The organism is Algoriphagus aquaeductus, from assembly GCF_003253485.1.
In the GTDB taxonomy this organism is placed as follows: Bacteria; Bacteroidota; Bacteroidia; order Cytophagales; family Cyclobacteriaceae; genus Algoriphagus; species Algoriphagus aquaeductus.
Window position 1 is genome coordinate 24252 of the sequence record NZ_QKTX01000023.1, and the last position, 16499, is coordinate 40750.

19 protein-coding genes are annotated in these 16499 nt (G+C 45.8%); 10 read left to right on the forward strand and 9 right to left on the reverse strand.

Going from position 1 to position 16499, the window contains the following annotated elements:
- Genes CLV31_RS20400 through CLV31_RS20410 form a run of 3 tightly spaced genes read left to right on the forward strand, consistent with a single transcriptional unit; the run spans nt 1 to nt 2907 of the window.
- Entirely contained in the window at nt 1-1281 is a 1281-nt protein-coding gene (locus tag CLV31_RS20400) for a CitMHS family transporter (RefSeq protein ID WP_111394938.1), read from the forward strand.
- 1 nt (nt 1282) lies between these two features.
- The gene (locus CLV31_RS20405) at nt 1283-2605 is read left to right on the forward strand and encodes an acyclic terpene utilization AtuA family protein (protein ID WP_111394939.1); all 1323 of its coding nucleotides are present in this window, start codon (nt 1283-1285) and stop codon (nt 2603-2605) included.
- The gene (locus CLV31_RS20410; protein WP_111394940.1) at nt 2602-2907 is read left to right on the forward strand and encodes an AtuA-related protein; all 306 of its coding nucleotides are present in this window, start codon (nt 2602-2604) and stop codon (nt 2905-2907) included. The genes CLV31_RS20405 and CLV31_RS20410 overlap by 4 nt, the downstream gene beginning before the upstream one ends.
- Nucleotides 2908-2959: 52 nt before the next feature.
- Here the strand turns inward: CLV31_RS20410 and scpA are convergent, their stop codons facing one another.
- Nucleotides 2960-5077 (reverse strand): methylmalonyl-CoA mutase, encoded by a 2118-nt coding sequence (scpA, locus tag CLV31_RS20415; protein ID WP_111394941.1) that lies wholly within the window; start codon nt 5075-5077, stop codon nt 2960-2962.
- Nucleotides 5074-6462 carry a methylmalonyl-CoA mutase family protein gene (locus tag CLV31_RS20420; protein WP_146250947.1) on the reverse strand — a complete coding sequence of 463 codons (1389 nt, stop codon included), beginning with the start codon at nt 6460-6462 and terminating at the stop codon, nt 5074-5076. Before CLV31_RS20420 ends, scpA begins: the two co-directional genes overlap by 4 nt.
- Before the next feature lie 365 nt (nt 6463-6827).
- On the opposite strand from CLV31_RS20420, the gene dnaA reads away from it, so the two are divergent.
- From dnaA to CLV31_RS20435, 3 genes are all read left to right on the forward strand, one after another.
- Nucleotides 6828-8246: a chromosomal replication initiator protein DnaA gene (dnaA, locus tag CLV31_RS20425; protein WP_111394943.1), complete on the forward strand. Its 1419-nt coding sequence runs from the start codon at nt 6828-6830 to the stop codon at nt 8244-8246.
- Nucleotides 8247-8365: 119 nt separating this feature from the next.
- Nucleotides 8366-8587, forward strand: coding sequence for a hypothetical protein (locus CLV31_RS20430; protein WP_111394944.1), 222 nt, complete (start codon nt 8366-8368; stop codon nt 8585-8587).
- Nucleotides 8588-8592: 5 nt separating this feature from the next.
- Complete coding sequence (locus tag CLV31_RS20435; RefSeq protein ID WP_220084362.1) at nt 8593-8868, forward strand: type II toxin-antitoxin system RelE/ParE family toxin; 276 nt, start codon at nt 8593-8595, stop codon at nt 8866-8868.
- A 19-nt stretch (nt 8869-8887) separates the two neighbouring features.
- On the opposite strand, the gene CLV31_RS20440 is transcribed toward CLV31_RS20435, so the two are convergent.
- Genes CLV31_RS20440 through CLV31_RS20450 form a run of 3 tightly spaced genes read right to left on the reverse strand, consistent with a single transcriptional unit; the run spans nt 8888 to nt 11045 of the window.
- A complete protein-coding gene (locus CLV31_RS20440) occupies nt 8888-9649 on the reverse strand; it encodes a DUF3298 and DUF4163 domain-containing protein (protein ID WP_111394945.1) in 762 nt (253 codons plus the stop codon).
- The gene (meaB, locus tag CLV31_RS20445; RefSeq protein WP_111394946.1) at nt 9646-10644 is read right to left on the reverse strand and encodes a methylmalonyl Co-A mutase-associated GTPase MeaB; all 999 of its coding nucleotides are present in this window, start codon (nt 10642-10644) and stop codon (nt 9646-9648) included. Before meaB ends, CLV31_RS20440 begins: the two co-directional genes overlap by 4 nt.
- Nucleotides 10641-11045, reverse strand: a complete 405-nt coding sequence (locus CLV31_RS20450; protein WP_111394947.1) for a hypothetical protein — start codon at nt 11043-11045, stop codon at nt 10641-10643. Before CLV31_RS20450 ends, meaB begins: the two co-directional genes overlap by 4 nt.
- 54 nt (nt 11046-11099) lie before the next feature.
- Between CLV31_RS20450 and CLV31_RS20455 the strand changes: the two genes are divergently transcribed.
- Genes CLV31_RS20455 through CLV31_RS20465 form a run of 3 tightly spaced genes read left to right on the forward strand, consistent with a single transcriptional unit; the run spans nt 11100 to nt 12717 of the window.
- On the forward strand, nt 11100-11642 hold the full coding sequence (locus tag CLV31_RS20455) for a CopD family protein (protein WP_111394948.1): 543 nt from the start codon (nt 11100-11102) through the stop codon (nt 11640-11642).
- A gap of 23 nt (nt 11643-11665) precedes the next feature.
- Nucleotides 11666-12268: an SCO family protein gene (locus CLV31_RS20460; protein WP_245943457.1), complete on the forward strand. Its 603-nt coding sequence runs from the start codon at nt 11666-11668 to the stop codon at nt 12266-12268.
- Nucleotides 12268-12717 (forward strand): c-type cytochrome, encoded by a 450-nt coding sequence (locus CLV31_RS20465; protein ID WP_181452679.1) that lies wholly within the window; start codon nt 12268-12270, stop codon nt 12715-12717. Before CLV31_RS20460 ends, CLV31_RS20465 begins: the two co-directional genes overlap by 1 nt.
- Here CLV31_RS20465 and CLV31_RS20470 read toward each other — a convergent pair.
- Nucleotides 12714-13136, reverse strand: coding sequence for a hypothetical protein (locus tag CLV31_RS20470; RefSeq protein ID WP_111394951.1), 423 nt, complete (start codon nt 13134-13136; stop codon nt 12714-12716). The two genes, CLV31_RS20465 and CLV31_RS20470, sit on opposite strands and share 4 nt — an antisense overlap.
- 125 nt (nt 13137-13261) lie before the next feature.
- Here CLV31_RS20470 and CLV31_RS20475 point away from each other — a divergent pair, with 125 nt between their 5' ends.
- Nucleotides 13262-14083, forward strand: coding sequence for an aminotransferase class IV (locus CLV31_RS20475; RefSeq protein ID WP_111394952.1), 822 nt, complete (start codon nt 13262-13264; stop codon nt 14081-14083).
- A 35-nt stretch (nt 14084-14118) separates the two neighbouring features.
- On the opposite strand, the gene CLV31_RS20480 is transcribed toward CLV31_RS20475, so the two are convergent.
- From CLV31_RS20480 to CLV31_RS20490, 3 genes are read right to left on the reverse strand one after another with little or no spacing between them, the layout of a single operon-like run.
- Nucleotides 14119-14526, reverse strand: a complete 408-nt coding sequence (locus CLV31_RS20480; protein WP_394335973.1) for a hypothetical protein — start codon at nt 14524-14526, stop codon at nt 14119-14121.
- Nucleotides 14527-14580: 54 nt separating this feature from the next.
- Nucleotides 14581-15870, reverse strand: coding sequence for an ABC transporter permease (locus CLV31_RS20485; protein ID WP_111394954.1), 1290 nt, complete (start codon nt 15868-15870; stop codon nt 14581-14583).
- Nucleotides 15867-16499 (reverse strand): ABC transporter ATP-binding protein, encoded by a 633-nt coding sequence (locus CLV31_RS20490; protein WP_111394955.1) that lies wholly within the window; start codon nt 16497-16499, stop codon nt 15867-15869. The genes CLV31_RS20485 and CLV31_RS20490 overlap by 4 nt, the downstream gene beginning before the upstream one ends.

The window sequence follows — 16499 nt, forward strand, 5'->3', positions numbered from 1 at the left end:
ATGCTGGCATTTCTCGGACTGCTCACCATTTTGCTTTTGCTCTTTTTGGTCATCACCAAAAAAGCCTCACCGGTGATTGCCCTGACTCTCGTTCCGATTTTAACAGGAATGTTAGCGGGCAAAACGACCGAACTCCCCTCCATGATCGGGGAAGGATTGCAAGCCATCGCCCCGACCGGAGTGATGTTTGTCTTTGCAATTCTCTTTTTTGGGATCCTCTTGGATGCAGGCACCTTTCAGCCCATCATCGACCGCCTGCTTAAAATGGCTGGAAATGATCCGGTCAAAATCGCTTTAGCGACAGCGGTAGTGGCTATGTTAATACATTTGGACGGTTCAGGTGCGGTCACCTTTTTGGTAGTCATCCCTGCTTTGGCTCCGATCTATGATCAGTTGGGGATGAAGCGGATTACTTTGGCCTGCATCGTTGCTATTTCGGCGGGCACGATGAACATGGTACCTTGGGGAGGTCCGACGATACGGGCAGCAACAGCACTCAACGTGTCCGTCACCGACCTGTTCAACCCTATGGTAATCCCACTGCTCTCGGGTTTGGCGACTGTTTTTGTGATTGCTTTTTTCTTGGGGAAAAAAGAAAAAAACCAACTCCAATCTAAAACTCTCTACTCGGAGGAATCCGCAGAAATGAATCCACTGCACCGCCCCAAGCTATTTTGGATCAATGTCCTTTTGATCTTGGCCGCAATCACCAGCATCATTCTTTCCTGGGCACCACCCTATGTGGTGTTTATGGTGGCATTTGCTGTGGCTTTACTGATCAACTTCCCGAAAGTGGATGAACAGAAAAAACGAATTGATGCCCATGCCAAAGAAGCCATGCTGATGGCAAGCATCCTCTTTGCCGCAGGCTGCTTTACCGGCATATTGAAGGGAAGTGGCATGATGGATGCCATGGCAGGCACTGTACAGACCATCCTTCCCGAGGAGCTAGGAAGGCAACTTCCGCTTTTGACAGGATTGGTAGCCATGCCGGCAAGTATGCTCTTTGATCCCGATTCCTTCTATTTCGGCATTTTACCTTTACTTTCTACTACGGCGACCTCCTTTGGAGCAAGTGGTCTGGAAGTCGGGCAGGCAGCGATCTTGGGGCAAATGACAACCGGATTTCCGGTCAGTCCTTTGACAGGCTCGACCTTCTTGCTTGTCGGCTTGGCAGGTGTGGAATTAGGCGATCATCAGAAAAAGACCATTCCCTTGGCGTTTTTGGTCACTTTGGTGATGCTTTTGGTATCTATTTTACTCGGAGTGATTTCGATTTAGGATGATGGAAAAAATAAGAATCGGTTGCGGAGCTGGCTTTTCGGGAGACCGATTGGAGCCTGCTTTGATCCTGACGGAAAAGGGAGATCTGGACTACTTGGTCTTGGAATGCCTCGCCGAGCGGACCATTGCTTTGGCACAAAAACGAAAGCAACAAGATCCCAATTCTGGATATGATGTGCTCTTGGAGCGAAGAATAGAGGGTTTGCTTCCACTTTTGCTTCAGCATCATACTCGCCTGATCACCAACATGGGCGCCGCCAATCCTGTGGCAGGAGCTAAAAAAATCCTGGAGATTGCTCAGAAACTCAGGCTAAAAGTTAAAGTAGCTGTTGTACTCGGGGACGATGTCTTTGATCAACTCAGCGGAGAAGAACTCAGTCTGGAAGGAGCAAAATCCTTGAATTCATACGGCAAGCTGATTTCTGCCAATGCTTACCTCGGGGTAGATGCGATTCTTCCGGCTTTGGCCACTGATGCGCAAATCATCCTGACCGGAAGATTGGCAGATCCCTCGCTTTTTTTGGCTCCGATGATTCATGAATTGGGCTGGTCTAAAGAAAATGCAGACCTGATGGGCAAAGGAACCGTCCTTGGACATCTCATGGAGTGTGCCGGACAGATCACCGGAGGATATTTTGCCGATCCGGTCACCAAGCCTGTTCCGGACATGGATATCCTTGGGCATCCCATCTTGGATGTTTACCGGGATGGAAGCGGCATTATCTCCAAAGTAGAGGGTACAGGAGGATTGATCAACACTCAGACCGCCAAGGAGCAATTACTCTATGAAGTCCTTGATCCGGGAAACTACTTCACACCCGATGTGGTGGCTGATTTTCGAAGTGTCCGGTTTGAAGAAATCGGACCAAATGAACTTAGAGTCACGGGAGGAAGCGGCAAGTCACAACCTGAAACCCTCAAAGTCAGTGTGGGCTATCAGGCCGGCTGGATCGGAGAAGGGGAAATTTCCTATGCAGGAGCCCATGCCCTTGAGCGAGCCAAACTGGCTGGAGAAATTATCCAAAAACGGATTGGAGATCGCTTTGACGAGTTTCGGGTAGATTATATTGGATTAAGTTCGCTTCATGGAGAAAGCCTTTCTCAGGATTCTGCTTCGTATGAAATCCGACTCCGAATTGCCGGAAAATCTAGAGATAAAGCCCTTGCCCAACTGGTGGGAGAAGAAGTGGAAGCCCTGTATACCAATGGTCCTGCCGGAGGTGGTGGGGCCAGAAAGTACCTCCACGAAGTCCTCGGTGTCGTCTCTATTCTGATGAACCGAAATCAAATTCTCCCAGCTATTCAAGTCTTCGAATCATGAGCCAAAAACTTGCCGATATCGCCCACAGCCGCGCCGGAGACAAAGGAAATACCCTGGTGCTTTCCCTTTTTCCTTTAGATGAAAAGGATTTTCCGCTTTTGGCAGAAAAAGTCACTGCTGAAAAAGTCAACCAACACCTCTCCCATCAGCTTAAGGGAAGTGTCACCCGACATGAAATCCCCGAGATGCACGCCTTACTTTTCACTTGTGAAAATGCATTGGCAAGCGGAGTAACCACCTCCTTGGCCATGGATGCCCATGGCAAAAGTCTGAGTTATGCGCTGCTGGAGATGGAGATTTAAAAAAGCCCCTTTGCTCATAGCTTAATGATCAAAGGGGCGAAATGAGATTTTTTTATTCTGAAATCAACTTCTCCAGAATCTTTGTCGCCGCCTCTGAAAGTACCGTCCCCGGCCCAAATACAGCAGCCACCCCTGCATTTTCCAAAAACTCATAATCCTTAGCTGGAATCACTCCTCCTGCCACGACCATGATGTCAGGACGGCCGAGTTCTTTGAGTGCTTGGATCAATTGAGGAATAAGCGTCTTATGACCTGCGGCCAAAGAGGAGGCTCCCACAATATGAACATCGTTTTCCACGGCTTGCTCGGCCACTTCCTGAGGCGTCTGAAAAAGTGGCCCGATGTCCACATCAAAGCCCAAATCGGCAAAGCCTGTGGCGATCACTTTTGCTCCACGGTCGTGCCCATCCTGACCCATTTTGGCTACCAAAATACGGGGACGACGGCCTTCCAATTCGGCAAATTGATCAGAAAGCGCTTGGGCTTTTTTGAAGGGTTCTTGATTTTTCACTTCTGAGGCATATATTCCCGAGATGGATTTGGTTTGGGCCTTGTGCCTGCCAAAGGCCTTCTCCATCGCATCGGAGATTTCACCTAAAGTAGCTCTTTTTCGTGCGGCTTCTACTGCCAAAGCCAGTAAATTACCCACTCCGGATTGAGCAGCTTGGGTGATTCTCTCCAAAGTGGCTTCCACTTCTGCTTGGTTTCTTTTGGCTTTGACTTCCTGCAAGCGCTTGATTTGGGACTCTCTAACTGACTGATTGTCCACCTCTAGCAGTTCGATTTCCGTGGATTCTTCTACCTGATAGCGATTTACTCCCACGATGATGTCCTTTCCGCTGTCGATTCGGGCTTGCTTTTTGGCGGCGGCTTCTTCGATTCGCAGTTTGGGGAGTCCCGCTTCGATAGCTTTGGCCATTCCTCCCATTTCCTCCACTTCCTGGATCAGCTTCCAAGCTCGTTGCGCCAGCTGATCTGTCAGGTACTCTACGTAATAGGAGCCGCCCCAAGGATCCACCACTTTGGTTACTCCGGTTTCCTCTTGAAGAACCAATTGGGTATTTCTTGCAATCCGTGCCGAAAAATCTGTCGGCAGGGCGATCGCTTCATCCAGAGAATTGGTGTGTAAGGATTGGGTATGTCCCATCACTGCACCCAGTGCTTCGACAGCTGTCCGCGTCACGTTATTGTAGGGATCCTGCTCAGTCAGGGACCAACCTGAAGTCTGACAATGCGTGCGCAAAGCGAGGGATTTGGGGTCTTTGGGATTGAATTGCTTTACGATTTTGGACCAAAGCAATCGGCCGGCTCTCATCTTGGCGATTTCCATGAAATAATTCATCCCGATCGCCCAGAAAAAGGACAACCTTGGTGCAAAATCATCGATGTCCAGTCCGGCTTTGATCCCGGTTCTCAGGTATTCCAATCCATCCGCAAGCGTGTAGGCCAACTCCAAGTCGGCCGTAGCACCTGCCTCCTGCATGTGGTAGCCAGAGATTGAAATGGAATTGAATTTAGGCATGTGCTTCGAGGTGAATTCAAAAATATCCCCGATGATCCGCATGCTGGGCTGGGGCGGATAGATATAGGTATTCCGCACCATAAACTCCTTGAGAATGTCGTTTTGAATGGTCCCGCTGAGTTTTTGAGGAGGTACTCCCTGTTCTTCAGCTGCCACGATATAAAAAGCCAAAACCGGAATTACCGCTCCATTCATGGTCATGGAGACAGACATTTCGTCTAAGGGAATCTGGTCGAAAAGAATCTTCATGTCCTCCACCGTATCAATGGCTACACCGGCTTTTCCTACATCACCCTGCACACGGGGATGGTCCGAATCATAGCCACGATGGGTAGCAAGGTCGAAAGCAACCGAAAGTCCTTTCTGCCCTGCGGCGAGATTTCTACGATAAAAAGCATTGGACTCCTCAGCTGTAGAAAAACCGGCATACTGACGGATGGTCCAAGGCCGCTGTACATACATCGTACTATATGGGCCTCTCAAGAATGGAGGAATCCCGGCAGCAAAATGAAGTTGCCTAAGCGAATTGATTTTTCCAGTATCAAACGTATCAGGAACAGTAATCTGCTCAGGAGCCTCCCAAGCTGAAGAAGATTTGGGTTCAGAAGCCTGGCCTCCGATTTTCCAGTTGGTTAGGTCAGGTCTCATGATTGGGTCAATGTTTGAAGTTCTATTAAATAAGTGGCACGGGTAGGCTTAAGCTCGTGCATTTTTTCCTCGAATAGCTCTAAATCCAGATTTTTCTGAAGCTTTGGAGGGGCGGGATATTGATTTGCGCCAATTTTAACAAGCTGATTCTCGAACACTTGATTTTGTATTTTCTCCCGGTTTGCCCGGACAGAAGCATGGACATGACCTTGGTTGAGAGCATTTTCAAAACCTCCCTTTTTTTCCAAAACAGAAAGTTGGGCAGGAATAAAATCCAGAATCTCAGCAGTGATACTTTCCAGGTAAAAAGACCCAGCCGCCGGGTCCTGGACTTTATCCAGATAGCTTTCTTCCCGGAGGATCGTGGAGACATTCCGAGCAATTCTCCGATCCAAATCCATGGCACTTTCTTCCTGAAGTGGTTTTACCCAAAGCAAATTTGCTCCACCGAGCACTCCGGCCATTGCTTCGTAGGTCTGACGAATCAAATTGGTATTCACATCCAAGATCGATTTGGACCACTGTGAAGTCTGAACAGAAAGCACTACTTCTTCTTCTTTCATCGGAACTTGGTACAGTCCCGCAAGACTTACAATCGCCTTCCGAAAAGCTTTCAGCCGGGCAATTTCTCCAAAATGAACCTCCCCTACCGAAGCCTCTAAAAGTACTTTTTGAAATAACTCTTCAGGCTGTCTTCCGGATTTATCCAGTATTTCCATCAGTTCTCCCAGTCCAAAAACCAAGGCATCAAGCGGATTGCCCCCAGATTCCGTGTAGCGGGAAGTCTGGATTGCAAAAGCCTTGAAATTGGGATAGGGTTCGGTCATTTCGACCAGCTCATTTAATATTTCGAGCGCCAACCCAAAGGATTCATTTCGATCAAAATACAAATCCGAGGGGGTCCAAAGCATCCCCCCAGATAACTGATCTGGATTCGCACCTGTGGCATCAGCCCATTCAAAAAATCGGGCAAGGGCCTGAACAGGATTACCCAAGGGTTTGATCAACATCGGAATGTAGTGAGGCAGAACGCCATGCAGCACCTCTTCCAGATTTTCGGCCCCGTAGAGCGGAAGAACCAAGCCTTCAGCCCCATTCTCTAGGAACTTTAAAATTTCAGGATTTGAATCCCCCGGAATGACACTTACCAAATTATTCCAGATACGAGGGGGGAGTCCCGGAAGATCCGGAAAAGAATGAAATCTACTTTGGGAAATCTCCGAAGGAAGATCTTCGAACGCATAAAAAGGAGCCTGATGGAGGCTATCCCAAAGTTTAGAACTTAGAACAGCTTGAACATCCTTGCCTTTGATATCTCGGGTGGCTTGAGCCATCCATTCTGATTTGGAAGAAGGCTCAAATTCCTGAAACAGATTTCTGGTCATATTTGGGTTGAAACTAAAGTAAACAACAAGTAGGATCAAAATTAACCAATCCAATCCGGATTGACAGGAGGAAGAAATATGAAAGCCGAATTTCCAACTGCTTTTTTCCAACTGATTGAAAGTCAACAAACATCACTTTCCACCTCTCCTTTGCTATACTGACAGTCAAAAAAATCACAGGTCGACCAAAGCCCCTTAGCTAGTTCTTCATTTATCAAGTCAAACCGAATATTATTCTGCCTGAGAATTTGATTGGTTTATTATTGACTTTTTCAAGCCAATTTTGATTTTTTATTTAAGTTAATTTTCCACAAATTTGACGCCCTTGCCCAATCTAGTCCACGGGAATTAGCCAACCTTTACTAATGAGTTTAGAAGCCAGTGCAGTATGGAATGAATGCCTTCGTGTGATCGAACAACACGTGAACGAGCAGAGTTTTTCCACCTGGTTTAGACCTATTAATCCAGTTAAACTCGAAGGCTCCAGTCTTACCATTCAGGTTCCCAGTCAATTTTTTTATGAATGGCTGGAGGATAACTATGTTCAAGTCCTCAAGCTGGCAATCAAAAATACCCTCGGCCCAAACGGGAGATTGGAATATGCAGTAGTGGTGGATAAAGGAAACTCCTCCAATCAGCCCTATGTGGTATCCTATCCCCAAGGCAACAATGCAGCAAAAAAGACAAGCCCGAATCAGGCAGAGGTCAAAACTCCTTTTGAAATGCAGTCTTTGGATGCGGATATGCTAACCCAAAGCAATCTGAATCCAAATTATACTTTCAGCACTTACATCGAGGGAGACTGTAACCGATTGGCCCGTTCGGCGGGCTTTGCGGTGGCTACCAAGCCAGGGATCACTTCTTTCAATCCGTTGATGGTATACGGTGGAGTTGGATTAGGGAAAACTCACCTCGTGCAGGCCATTGGCAATGAAATCAAAAACGGACCTGAGGACAAGTTTGTACTCTACGTATCCTCTGAAAAGTTTGTGAACCAATTCATGGATTCCATCAAGGATGGGAATGTGAAAAGCTTCACCAACTTCTACATGCAGGTGGATGTACTCATTATAGACGATATCCAGTTTTTGGCAGGCAAAGACCGAACCCAGGAGATGTTTTTCCACATCTTCAACCACTTGCATCAGAGTAAAAAGCAAATCATCATGACTTCTGACTGTCCGCCACGTGACCTGAAAGGACTGGAAGAGCGCCTACTTTCACGGTTTAAGTGGGGATTGACAGCTGATTTGCAGATGCCTGATTTTGAAACCCGTGTGGCCATCATCCGCAGAAAAATGGAGTCGGAGGGAATTTTTATTCCCGATGACGTGGTAGAATACCTTGCCTACACGGTGGATACCAATGTCCGGGAACTCGAAGGAATTCTGATTTCCCTCATAGCCCATGCTTCTTTGAACCGAGTCGAAATCAGCCTGGAATTGGCTAAAACGGTTATCAAGAATTTTATCAAAGACATCGAAACAGAGGTAGGCATAGATTTTATTCAAAAGTCAGTTTCGGAGTATTACAGTATTCATCCGGATGAGTTAAAAGCCAAAACCCGTAAAAAGGAGATTGTGATTGCCCGTCAGGTCGCCATGTATTTTTCTAAAGAATTCACCCAGCATTCGCTCAAATCGATCGGATACCATTTTGGTGGTCGTGACCACAGCACCGTGATTCATGCGGTGCAAACGGTGAACGACATGATCGAAACGGACGCCAGCTTCCGCAATGCTGTCAACGAACTGAAGAAAAAGTTTAAGATGAGATCGTATTGATTTCGGACCCTAGCCTGAAACCTAATCTCTCAATGGATTTTGTTATTTTTTTGAAACGTGAATTTCTCCTATCCGAATTTGATTTGAATTCGTTTAACTTGAATAAAATCTAATCAAACTTGGAAAATTCCTTAAAACTTGAATTGATCGAAAAACTTCTGAAAGTAAGTGAAGAACAAATTCTTCTGGAAGTGAAATCTGTATTAGATCAGACTTTTTTGGATTCAAAAATTCCTGACAATCATTATAATGTACTTTTAGAAAGACGAGAACGAGCTATAAAAGGAGAATCAAAACATTATTCTTGGAAAGAAATTAAGGCCGAGCTTTTAAATAAATAACCAGAATGCCTTTTGACCTGGAGATTTTGGAGGAGGCGAAATTTGAAATCGAAGAAGCTTTCTATTTTTACGAATCCAAGCAAATCGGCTTAGGAGTATATTTTTTAGAAAAACTTCACGAGCGATTCTACTCCATCAGTACTAACCCTTTAAACTATGGAGTCAAGCGCTCTCCCTTTAGGGAAGCACTCCTGTCAAAATTTCCATACCTTGTTATTTTTGAAGTATTTGATGAAAAAATTCTCGTCTATTCGGTTTTCATACGAGTAGAAATCCGATGAAAAAGCCTAAAAAATAGACTCACCACCTCACCACATCGCCCAACTCTTCCCGGGAAAATTCCAACTCGGTGTAGCCCATGACATAGGGCGCGATTTCATAAGGCACATAGACTATCCAAAATTTTCCATCCCGAAATCCCATCGCATTCGCCAGAAAAAACCCGGTTTCCGGAAGGAAAAAACGGCCATCATCCACCACACTTTTTCCTTCTTCCACCTCATGGTAAGCTCTGAATTTTTGCTCGGCCAGGTTGACCAGCTTGACTTCGTCCAGAATCAACCGATCCGTACTCAAGAATTCTCCTGTCCTCGAATCAAAGTTCAAAAAAGTCACCAGACTGTTGGGATGCGCTCCGCCCAGATAGTTGAATTGGGTAAAGTAAATTGAAATTGTATTGTCAGACTGATAGCTCACCACACCCTCAGCATCGATTTCCCAACCGCCATAGCTATCGGGAAACTCTGCTTTTAAGGATTGAAATGAGGTGAAATAGTCCCGAACCATTGAGTCTAAACTCACACTTACATCCTCTCCATATTGCATCAAGAAAATCAGCTGCTCCTCGACCACTTTGTTGATCTGACCGGAGCGCCGATCGCCTTCCGCAACTGGCCAAACCAATCTCAACTTAGCGCAGTTTTCACCTACACAGGATTCTTGAATTAAGGAATCGGTTCGAAAAGTCAATTCTGAATTTTCCGATAATCCGACTATTTGTACTGGCTCCTTTTTCCCACAGGAAATCAAAACCATCACCAGTATTCCAAAAATCAACCTCATCTTTTTTCACCTTGAGCTAAAAACAAGTCAACCAATCGCTGCGCCAAAACTCCGGGATGAAGTTCCCCCGACTTGACTTTCGCTTTTTCGGATTCAAGCATTTTCTTCACTTTTTCATTTCGGAGAAAAGCCTGCCCGAGCAAATCCTGAATCTGGTCCTCCATCCAGTTGATCCGCTGGCCAGCTCGATTGGCTTCCCAAAATGTCGAATCTTTCATTTTTTGCTCATACTCAACGATCAAGTCCCAGACTTTTTCCAAGCCCATCCCGGTCAGCGAAGAAGCCAAAAGGACCTTGGGGGACCAGTTCTTTTCGGGATGGGGAAAAAGATGAAACGCATTTTGGTAGTTGGACTTGGCTTTTTTAGCCGGATCCAGATTATCTCCGTCCACCTTGTGAATCACCAAGGCATCGGCCATTTCCATGATTCCTTTTTTGATCCCCTGAAGCTCATCTCCCGCTCCTGCCAGCATCAGCAAAAGAAAAAAATCCACCATATTCTTCACGGCAGTTTCACTTTGCCCCACGCCTACTGTCTCCACCAATATCACATCAAACCCAGCCGCCTCACAAAGCAACATCGCTTCCCGAGTCCTGGCACTGACACCTCCCAAGGTATGTCCCGAAGGACTGGGACGGATAAACGCCCGCTTGTCTGTTGCTAGGAGTTCCATGCGGGTTTTGTCCCCAAGTATGCTTCCCTTGCTGAGTTGGCTTGTTGGATCCACGGCCAGCACGGCTACTTTTTTCCCCTGATCCAAAAGCATTTTGCCAAACGCTTCAATAAAGGTACTTTTCCCCACACCCGGCACTCCGGTAATTCCGATGCGAAGCGAGTTTCCTGTCATCGGCAACACTTCCTGAACCAGCAGAGATGCAAGTTCCCGATCGGAATCGAGGGTACTTTCTGCCAAGGTGATCGCCTGACTGAGTATAACTCGGTTGCCGGATCGAATCCCTGCTGCATAGTCCTGAAGAGACAGTCTTTTTCTCATGGATTGGAAAAGGTAAATCGGCTCTCTCCCATTGGAGTTTTTTCGTATTCGGCAAGTAAAAACTCTCGGTATTTCGGGTCAAAAAAGGGTTCCTTCGGGTTCAAGGTGAGTTTATCGGAAAGGTCCTTGGAAAAGAAAAAAACATGCGTCTTCCCATATTTGGAATGAGGCTGAGCGTCCGCAAACCCCTTCATCCATCCGGGATTTTCATCTAGTGCACGAATTGCAAACACCCGAACTACGGGACCGGTATTATTCTCGTTTCGGTAAAATCCAATCTCCTCGTATTTCCCTTCCCATTGCTCAAGTCCGGGCTGAGAAAGACTGGCATTGAAAATCTGATAAATCACGATGCCGACTAAGAGTCCGAGTGCATAGAGAATGACTTTGTTCCTTTTCAAAATCTTTAGCGGGTTTGTGGTGTTTAGGCCTTAATTTAGCCCAAAATTCTGACAATGGGTTTCGAGTACGTCAAAGCACTTCATATCATCTTCGTAGTCACTTGGTTTGCCGGACTTTTTTATATCGTCCGTCTGTTTATTTACCAAACCGAAGCTCTGGAAAGACCCGAGGCCGAACGCAAGATACTGAAGCCTCAACTTGACCTGATGGCGAGTCGACTTTGGTACATCATCACCTGGCCATCGGCAGTGTTAACGTTGATTTTTGGGATTTGGGTCCTGAGTTATCGTTGGGGCTACATGCAGTTGGGATTTATGCATGCCAAGTTGGGTTTTGTCTTCTTGCTTTACGTCTACCATGGATATTCTCACGTGATTTTTAAAGAACTGCAGGCGGGCAAGGCACGGTGGAATTCCACTAAACTGAGGCTTTGGAACGAAGTTGCCACAATTTTGCTTTTTGCTATAGTATTCCTCATCGTGCTGAAAAGCACCGTCAGCATGCTTCAGGGAATCGCCGGACTCGTTGGCTTGGCTGTATTGCTGATGTTGGGAATCAAACTTTATAAAAACTACAGAATCAAAAAAGGAGAATGAAGACAAACCGACTACTGCCAGTAATGATCATCCTCTTGGCTATTGCGTGCAAGCCTGGCAACAAGCCTGATGTTTCCCAACTTGACCTTCCTATTCTCGGAGAACGCTATGTGGACGACAATCAGGACACGGTGTACCATCGTATTGCTGACTTTTCCTTGGTCAATCAACTGGGAGATACCATCACCAATTCCGATGTGTCCGGTAAAGTATACGTGGCGGACTTTTTTTTCACTTCCTGTCCGACCATCTGTCCGGTGATGAAAAAAGAAATGCTTCGTGTGTATGAGAAATACCAAGAAAACCCAAATTTCAAAATTCTAAGCCACTCCATTGACGTGGCGCATGACACCCCGGAAGTGTTGAAAGATTATGCTGAGAAGCTGGGGGTTGAAAGCGCTTCAACTTGGAATTTTCTCACCGGAGATCAGGAAAAAATCTTTGAACTCGGACAGACCAGCTATCTCACCACAGCTATGGCCGATCAGCTGGAACCGGGAGGCTTTTTGCATAGCGGGGCTTTTCTGTTGATTGATCAACAGGGTCGAATCAGGGGAGTTTATGACGGAACCAAGTCCGACCAGGTAGATCGATTGATCAATGATATTCCCAAAATCCTGAAATAATGAAACGACTCCTTTGGCTGATGCTACTGAGCGTGGGAATTTCATGCAGTCCAAGACCTTCAAACGAGGAAAATACCCTTGCCCAAATTTCAGATCCTGAAGTCATGAAGTTTGCTGTCACGGGGAAACAGCTTTACGAAAATTACTGTGGCAACTGCCATCAAAACGACGGGAAAGGACTGGGAAAACTGATCCCTCCCCTACGAGATGCGGACTATTTCAAAGCCAGTGTCCACCGGACGGTCTGGATCATGAGACATGGACAAAAAGGTGAGATTGTTGTCAACGGACAAACCTACAACCAAGCCATGCCCGGCAATCCTCAGTTAAAACCGCTTGAAATTGCTCAAATAGCCACTTACCTCTATAATATCTGGGGGATGAAAGAAGGCGTGATTTCGTCGCCTGAGGTAGAAAAATACCTGAAAGAAGCCCCTGAAGGATTTTAGCTTCCAAGAAGTCTATTGGCGTTGGCCAATGCTTCTTTGATTTCTTCATTTACTTGGGTGACCAGGATCATTTGCTCCTCCAAGTAAACCTTGACCTCTTCGGGAGTCTGGTCACCGTCTTCATTTTTGTACTGCCTCATCCAAATAAACATCCCTTCGTAGGCTTTATTCAATTGGACTGCAAGATTTTTTAGCGAGTCGATTTTTTCTAAATCCGGATCATCCAAACCGTTCATTTCAGAAGCTTTCTGAAGAGCCGCTTTTTCAAAAGATTTCAACTGACCCATTTTGGGCATCACTTCATCATGGATGGAAATCACCTTTTCCCGGAGTAATTTATTTTCTTCAACTTGTTTATTTCCACAGGATTGCAAAAATACAAACAGCCCAAAAACCAAATAAAAAGGAATAAATTTCATGTCACTGAATTTAAGTAATGCAAAGATACAATTAATTCTTGTTTAAAGTAAAGTTTTACAGGAATGGAAAGTTAGGCACAAGATTTCAATCCTTTGGTTAATTTTGGGGATATTCAATTCAACCTATGAAACCTTTCTGTTTTGCCGACGGGAAATTTATCCCAACTGAATCTGCTACCATACATCCTTCAGATCTGGGATTGATCAGAGGCTATGGGATTTTTGATTTTTTCAGAACTGCTAATTACCAGCCTCTTTTCTTGGATCATTACCTAGATCGATTCATTACTTCGGCTGAGAAAACCTACCTCCCGCTTGACTACAGTAGGGCAGAATTGAAATCCATCATCACCGGACTGATTGAAAAAAATGACCTCCGAGAAGGTGGAATCCGAATGGTGCTCAGTGGAGGGGTATCCGAAAATCACTTCTCTCCGGCCAAAGGAAAACTGTTCATTTTTGCAGAGTCCCTGATATTCCCCTCCGAAGAAAAGTATCAACAAGGAGTCAAACTTCTTACCCTTGAATATGTGCGGGCGATCGCAGACATCAAGACGACCAATTACACACTTCCGGTATGGCATAGTGTCAACTGGAAGAGACTGGGAGCAGAAGATGTGCTCTACCATTGGAACGGCTGGGTAAGTGAAAGCTCCCGAAGCAATTTTTTCATCGTGAAAGATGGGGTCATCCATACTCCTGACCAGCACATCTTATTGGGAATTACACGTAAACACCTCCTGCATCTGGCCGGTAATGCAGTCATTCGACCCATTTCGTTGGAAGAAGTTTGGGAAGCTGAAGAAGCTTTTATTTCCAGCACGACTAAAATTCTGCTTCCCGTGACCCAATTGGATGACCGAAAGATCGGCAATGGGAAAGTAGGCAAAACGACCCTGGAAATCCTCGAAAAATTCAGGAAACTCGAATTGGAAACTGTCTCCTAATTCACAAAAAAAGCTCCTAGAGGAGCTTTTTTTGATTAATTATCAATCAACTGTGCATCCTTGAGGATGTACATGAGTTTTTCGGGGTCGTTGGCATTGAGGGTAAGTTTCCCTTTCACCTTCACTCTTTTTGAAGTGTATTTGATGGGATTGGTCAGCATGACTTCCATCACGGTCTCCGGTCCACCCGAACCACAAAAAAAACATTCCGCCAAAGGAAGGCTGGATAGAATGATGTGATTAGGTTTAAACATTCCTTCAAATGGAATGATGTAGCCATCCGCTTCGACCACTTTCCCTTCCAACTTTTTAATATTATCAGAAAAGACCGGGACATATAATTCTCCAAAATTGTCTTTACTGATTTTATAGGAAACTTCTGAGAGATTTTTCCACACCCCTTGGGCATTTGCTCCTTGAGAATAAACCATCCCCAGGAACATCAGGGCAGGTAGCACAATCCACTTTTTCATGATTTAATTAAATTTTGTCGCTAATTAAGCCTTTGTCAACTGCTTTGCAATACTTGTTTGATAAGCAGTCCAAGCAGGGATAAGAGAGGCGATCACACCTACTGCTAACGCATAACCTACAATCCAAAGTTCTTGATACAGGAAAATCCATGGCTGGATAGCAGAAACCACACTTTGCTCATTTTGGCTGACCACTAAGGCCAGAAACAAATGCCCCAAGCCAATGCCCAATACAGCGCCTAAAAAAGTGAGCAGTAAGCTTTCCATGAAAACCAACCACACCAGCTGAAAAGGAGAGGCTCCCAAAGCTCTTAAGATAGCCAAATCGTATTTTCTTTCTTTTAGGGAATTGTACAAGGCGATGAAAATCCCCAATCCCGCTATCACGATCAAAACTACCGCCAGCCCCTGAAGCACACTGATCCCAACACCCAATAACTCAAATAACCGGGACATCTCAAACGATGGAGATGCGGCCTGCATGGAAGTGCCTGAATTGATCATGCGGGGGAGTTGGATGGCCGCCATGGGGTTGCGAAACTGGAGCAAAAGAGAAGTTACCTCACGCTCTTCTTCCGTTTCCGGAAAACCAGTTTTGGCTACGGGCTGGTGGAATTTTGCATGATGGTCTTCTTCTATGGCCCCGTCGTGACTTTCTTCGGAATGAGTCTCCTCACCTTGGTCTGAATTTCCCTCCTCTTCATCATGGGTAAACCATACCGACTCGACGCTGGTCAGCACCAGGCGGTCAATTACATTTCCTCTTGCCGCCAAAATGCCTGAAACCACAAAATTGTGCTGATCGTGATCATGGCTACCCATGCTGATGCCATGACTGCCGGTAAATTCATCCCCTAACTTCATTTTAAGCTTTTGGGCTATTTCCGAGCCTATGACTACCTCAAACGGTTCTTCCCAAGCTTTCCCTTCGGCAAACTCCGCCCCATAAAGCTCCAAGTAATCGTGATTGGTACCCACTATCCGGAATCCCTGCACATTGTCTCCCAAAGCCAAAGGAATGACCTTTTTGACCAACCGATTTTGGGCAAGCCGCTTAGCCTCGTCCATCTTGATATTGCCGGTCGGAAAATCGATCTGGTACACAGAGGAGAGGATCAACTGAAGCGGACTGCCTTTAGCACCCACCACCAAGTCGATACCCGCTGCATCTTGGTTCATTTTTTTCTCAAACTGGTCCTGTACAAGCAATAGCACCGTAATGATTGCCAATCCCAAAGCCAGCAAAAAGATGTTCAGCCCTGAGGATAGTGGCCTAAACGTGAGATATTTCCAGCTGATTTTAAACAGATTCATGTGGTTTGGACTTCTATAAATTGGGGAATATGCGCTTTGACCCGCTGATCATGGGTGACAATGATCAAGGCTGCGCCGATTTTAGAGGCTTGTTGCTTCAGTAGCTGGATGACTTTTTCGGTATTTACATCATCCAGACTGGAGGTCGGCTCATCTGCGAGAATCAATTTAGGCGAATTGGCCAAAGCTCTGGCAATTGACACCCGCTGCGCTTCACCTTCGCTAAGCGTCAAAACGGAAGCATTTGCCTTGGACTCCATTCCCAGCTCACTTAAGAGTAAAGCGATATCCACTTCCTTCTTTTTGCTGAAAAAAGGTACCAATTCAAGGTTTTGCTTCACAGTGAGTGCTGCGATCAAATGGGGTTTCTGAAACACAATCCCAATATGCTTTCCTCTGAATAAATCCAGCTCTTTGCCGGTGAGGGATGAAACTGCCACGTCTCCCAAGACCACTGAGCCCTGAGAGGGCTTAAGCAGCCCTGCCAGCAGATTGAGAAGAGTGGTTTTTCCGCTTCCTGATTTTCCAAGGATCAACAGGGAATCTCCTGAGTCCAATTTCACATCGGGAAAAACAAGTGTTTTCTGCCCAGGGTGGGCAAATTGTAAGGTTTCTGTACGTAATAACAT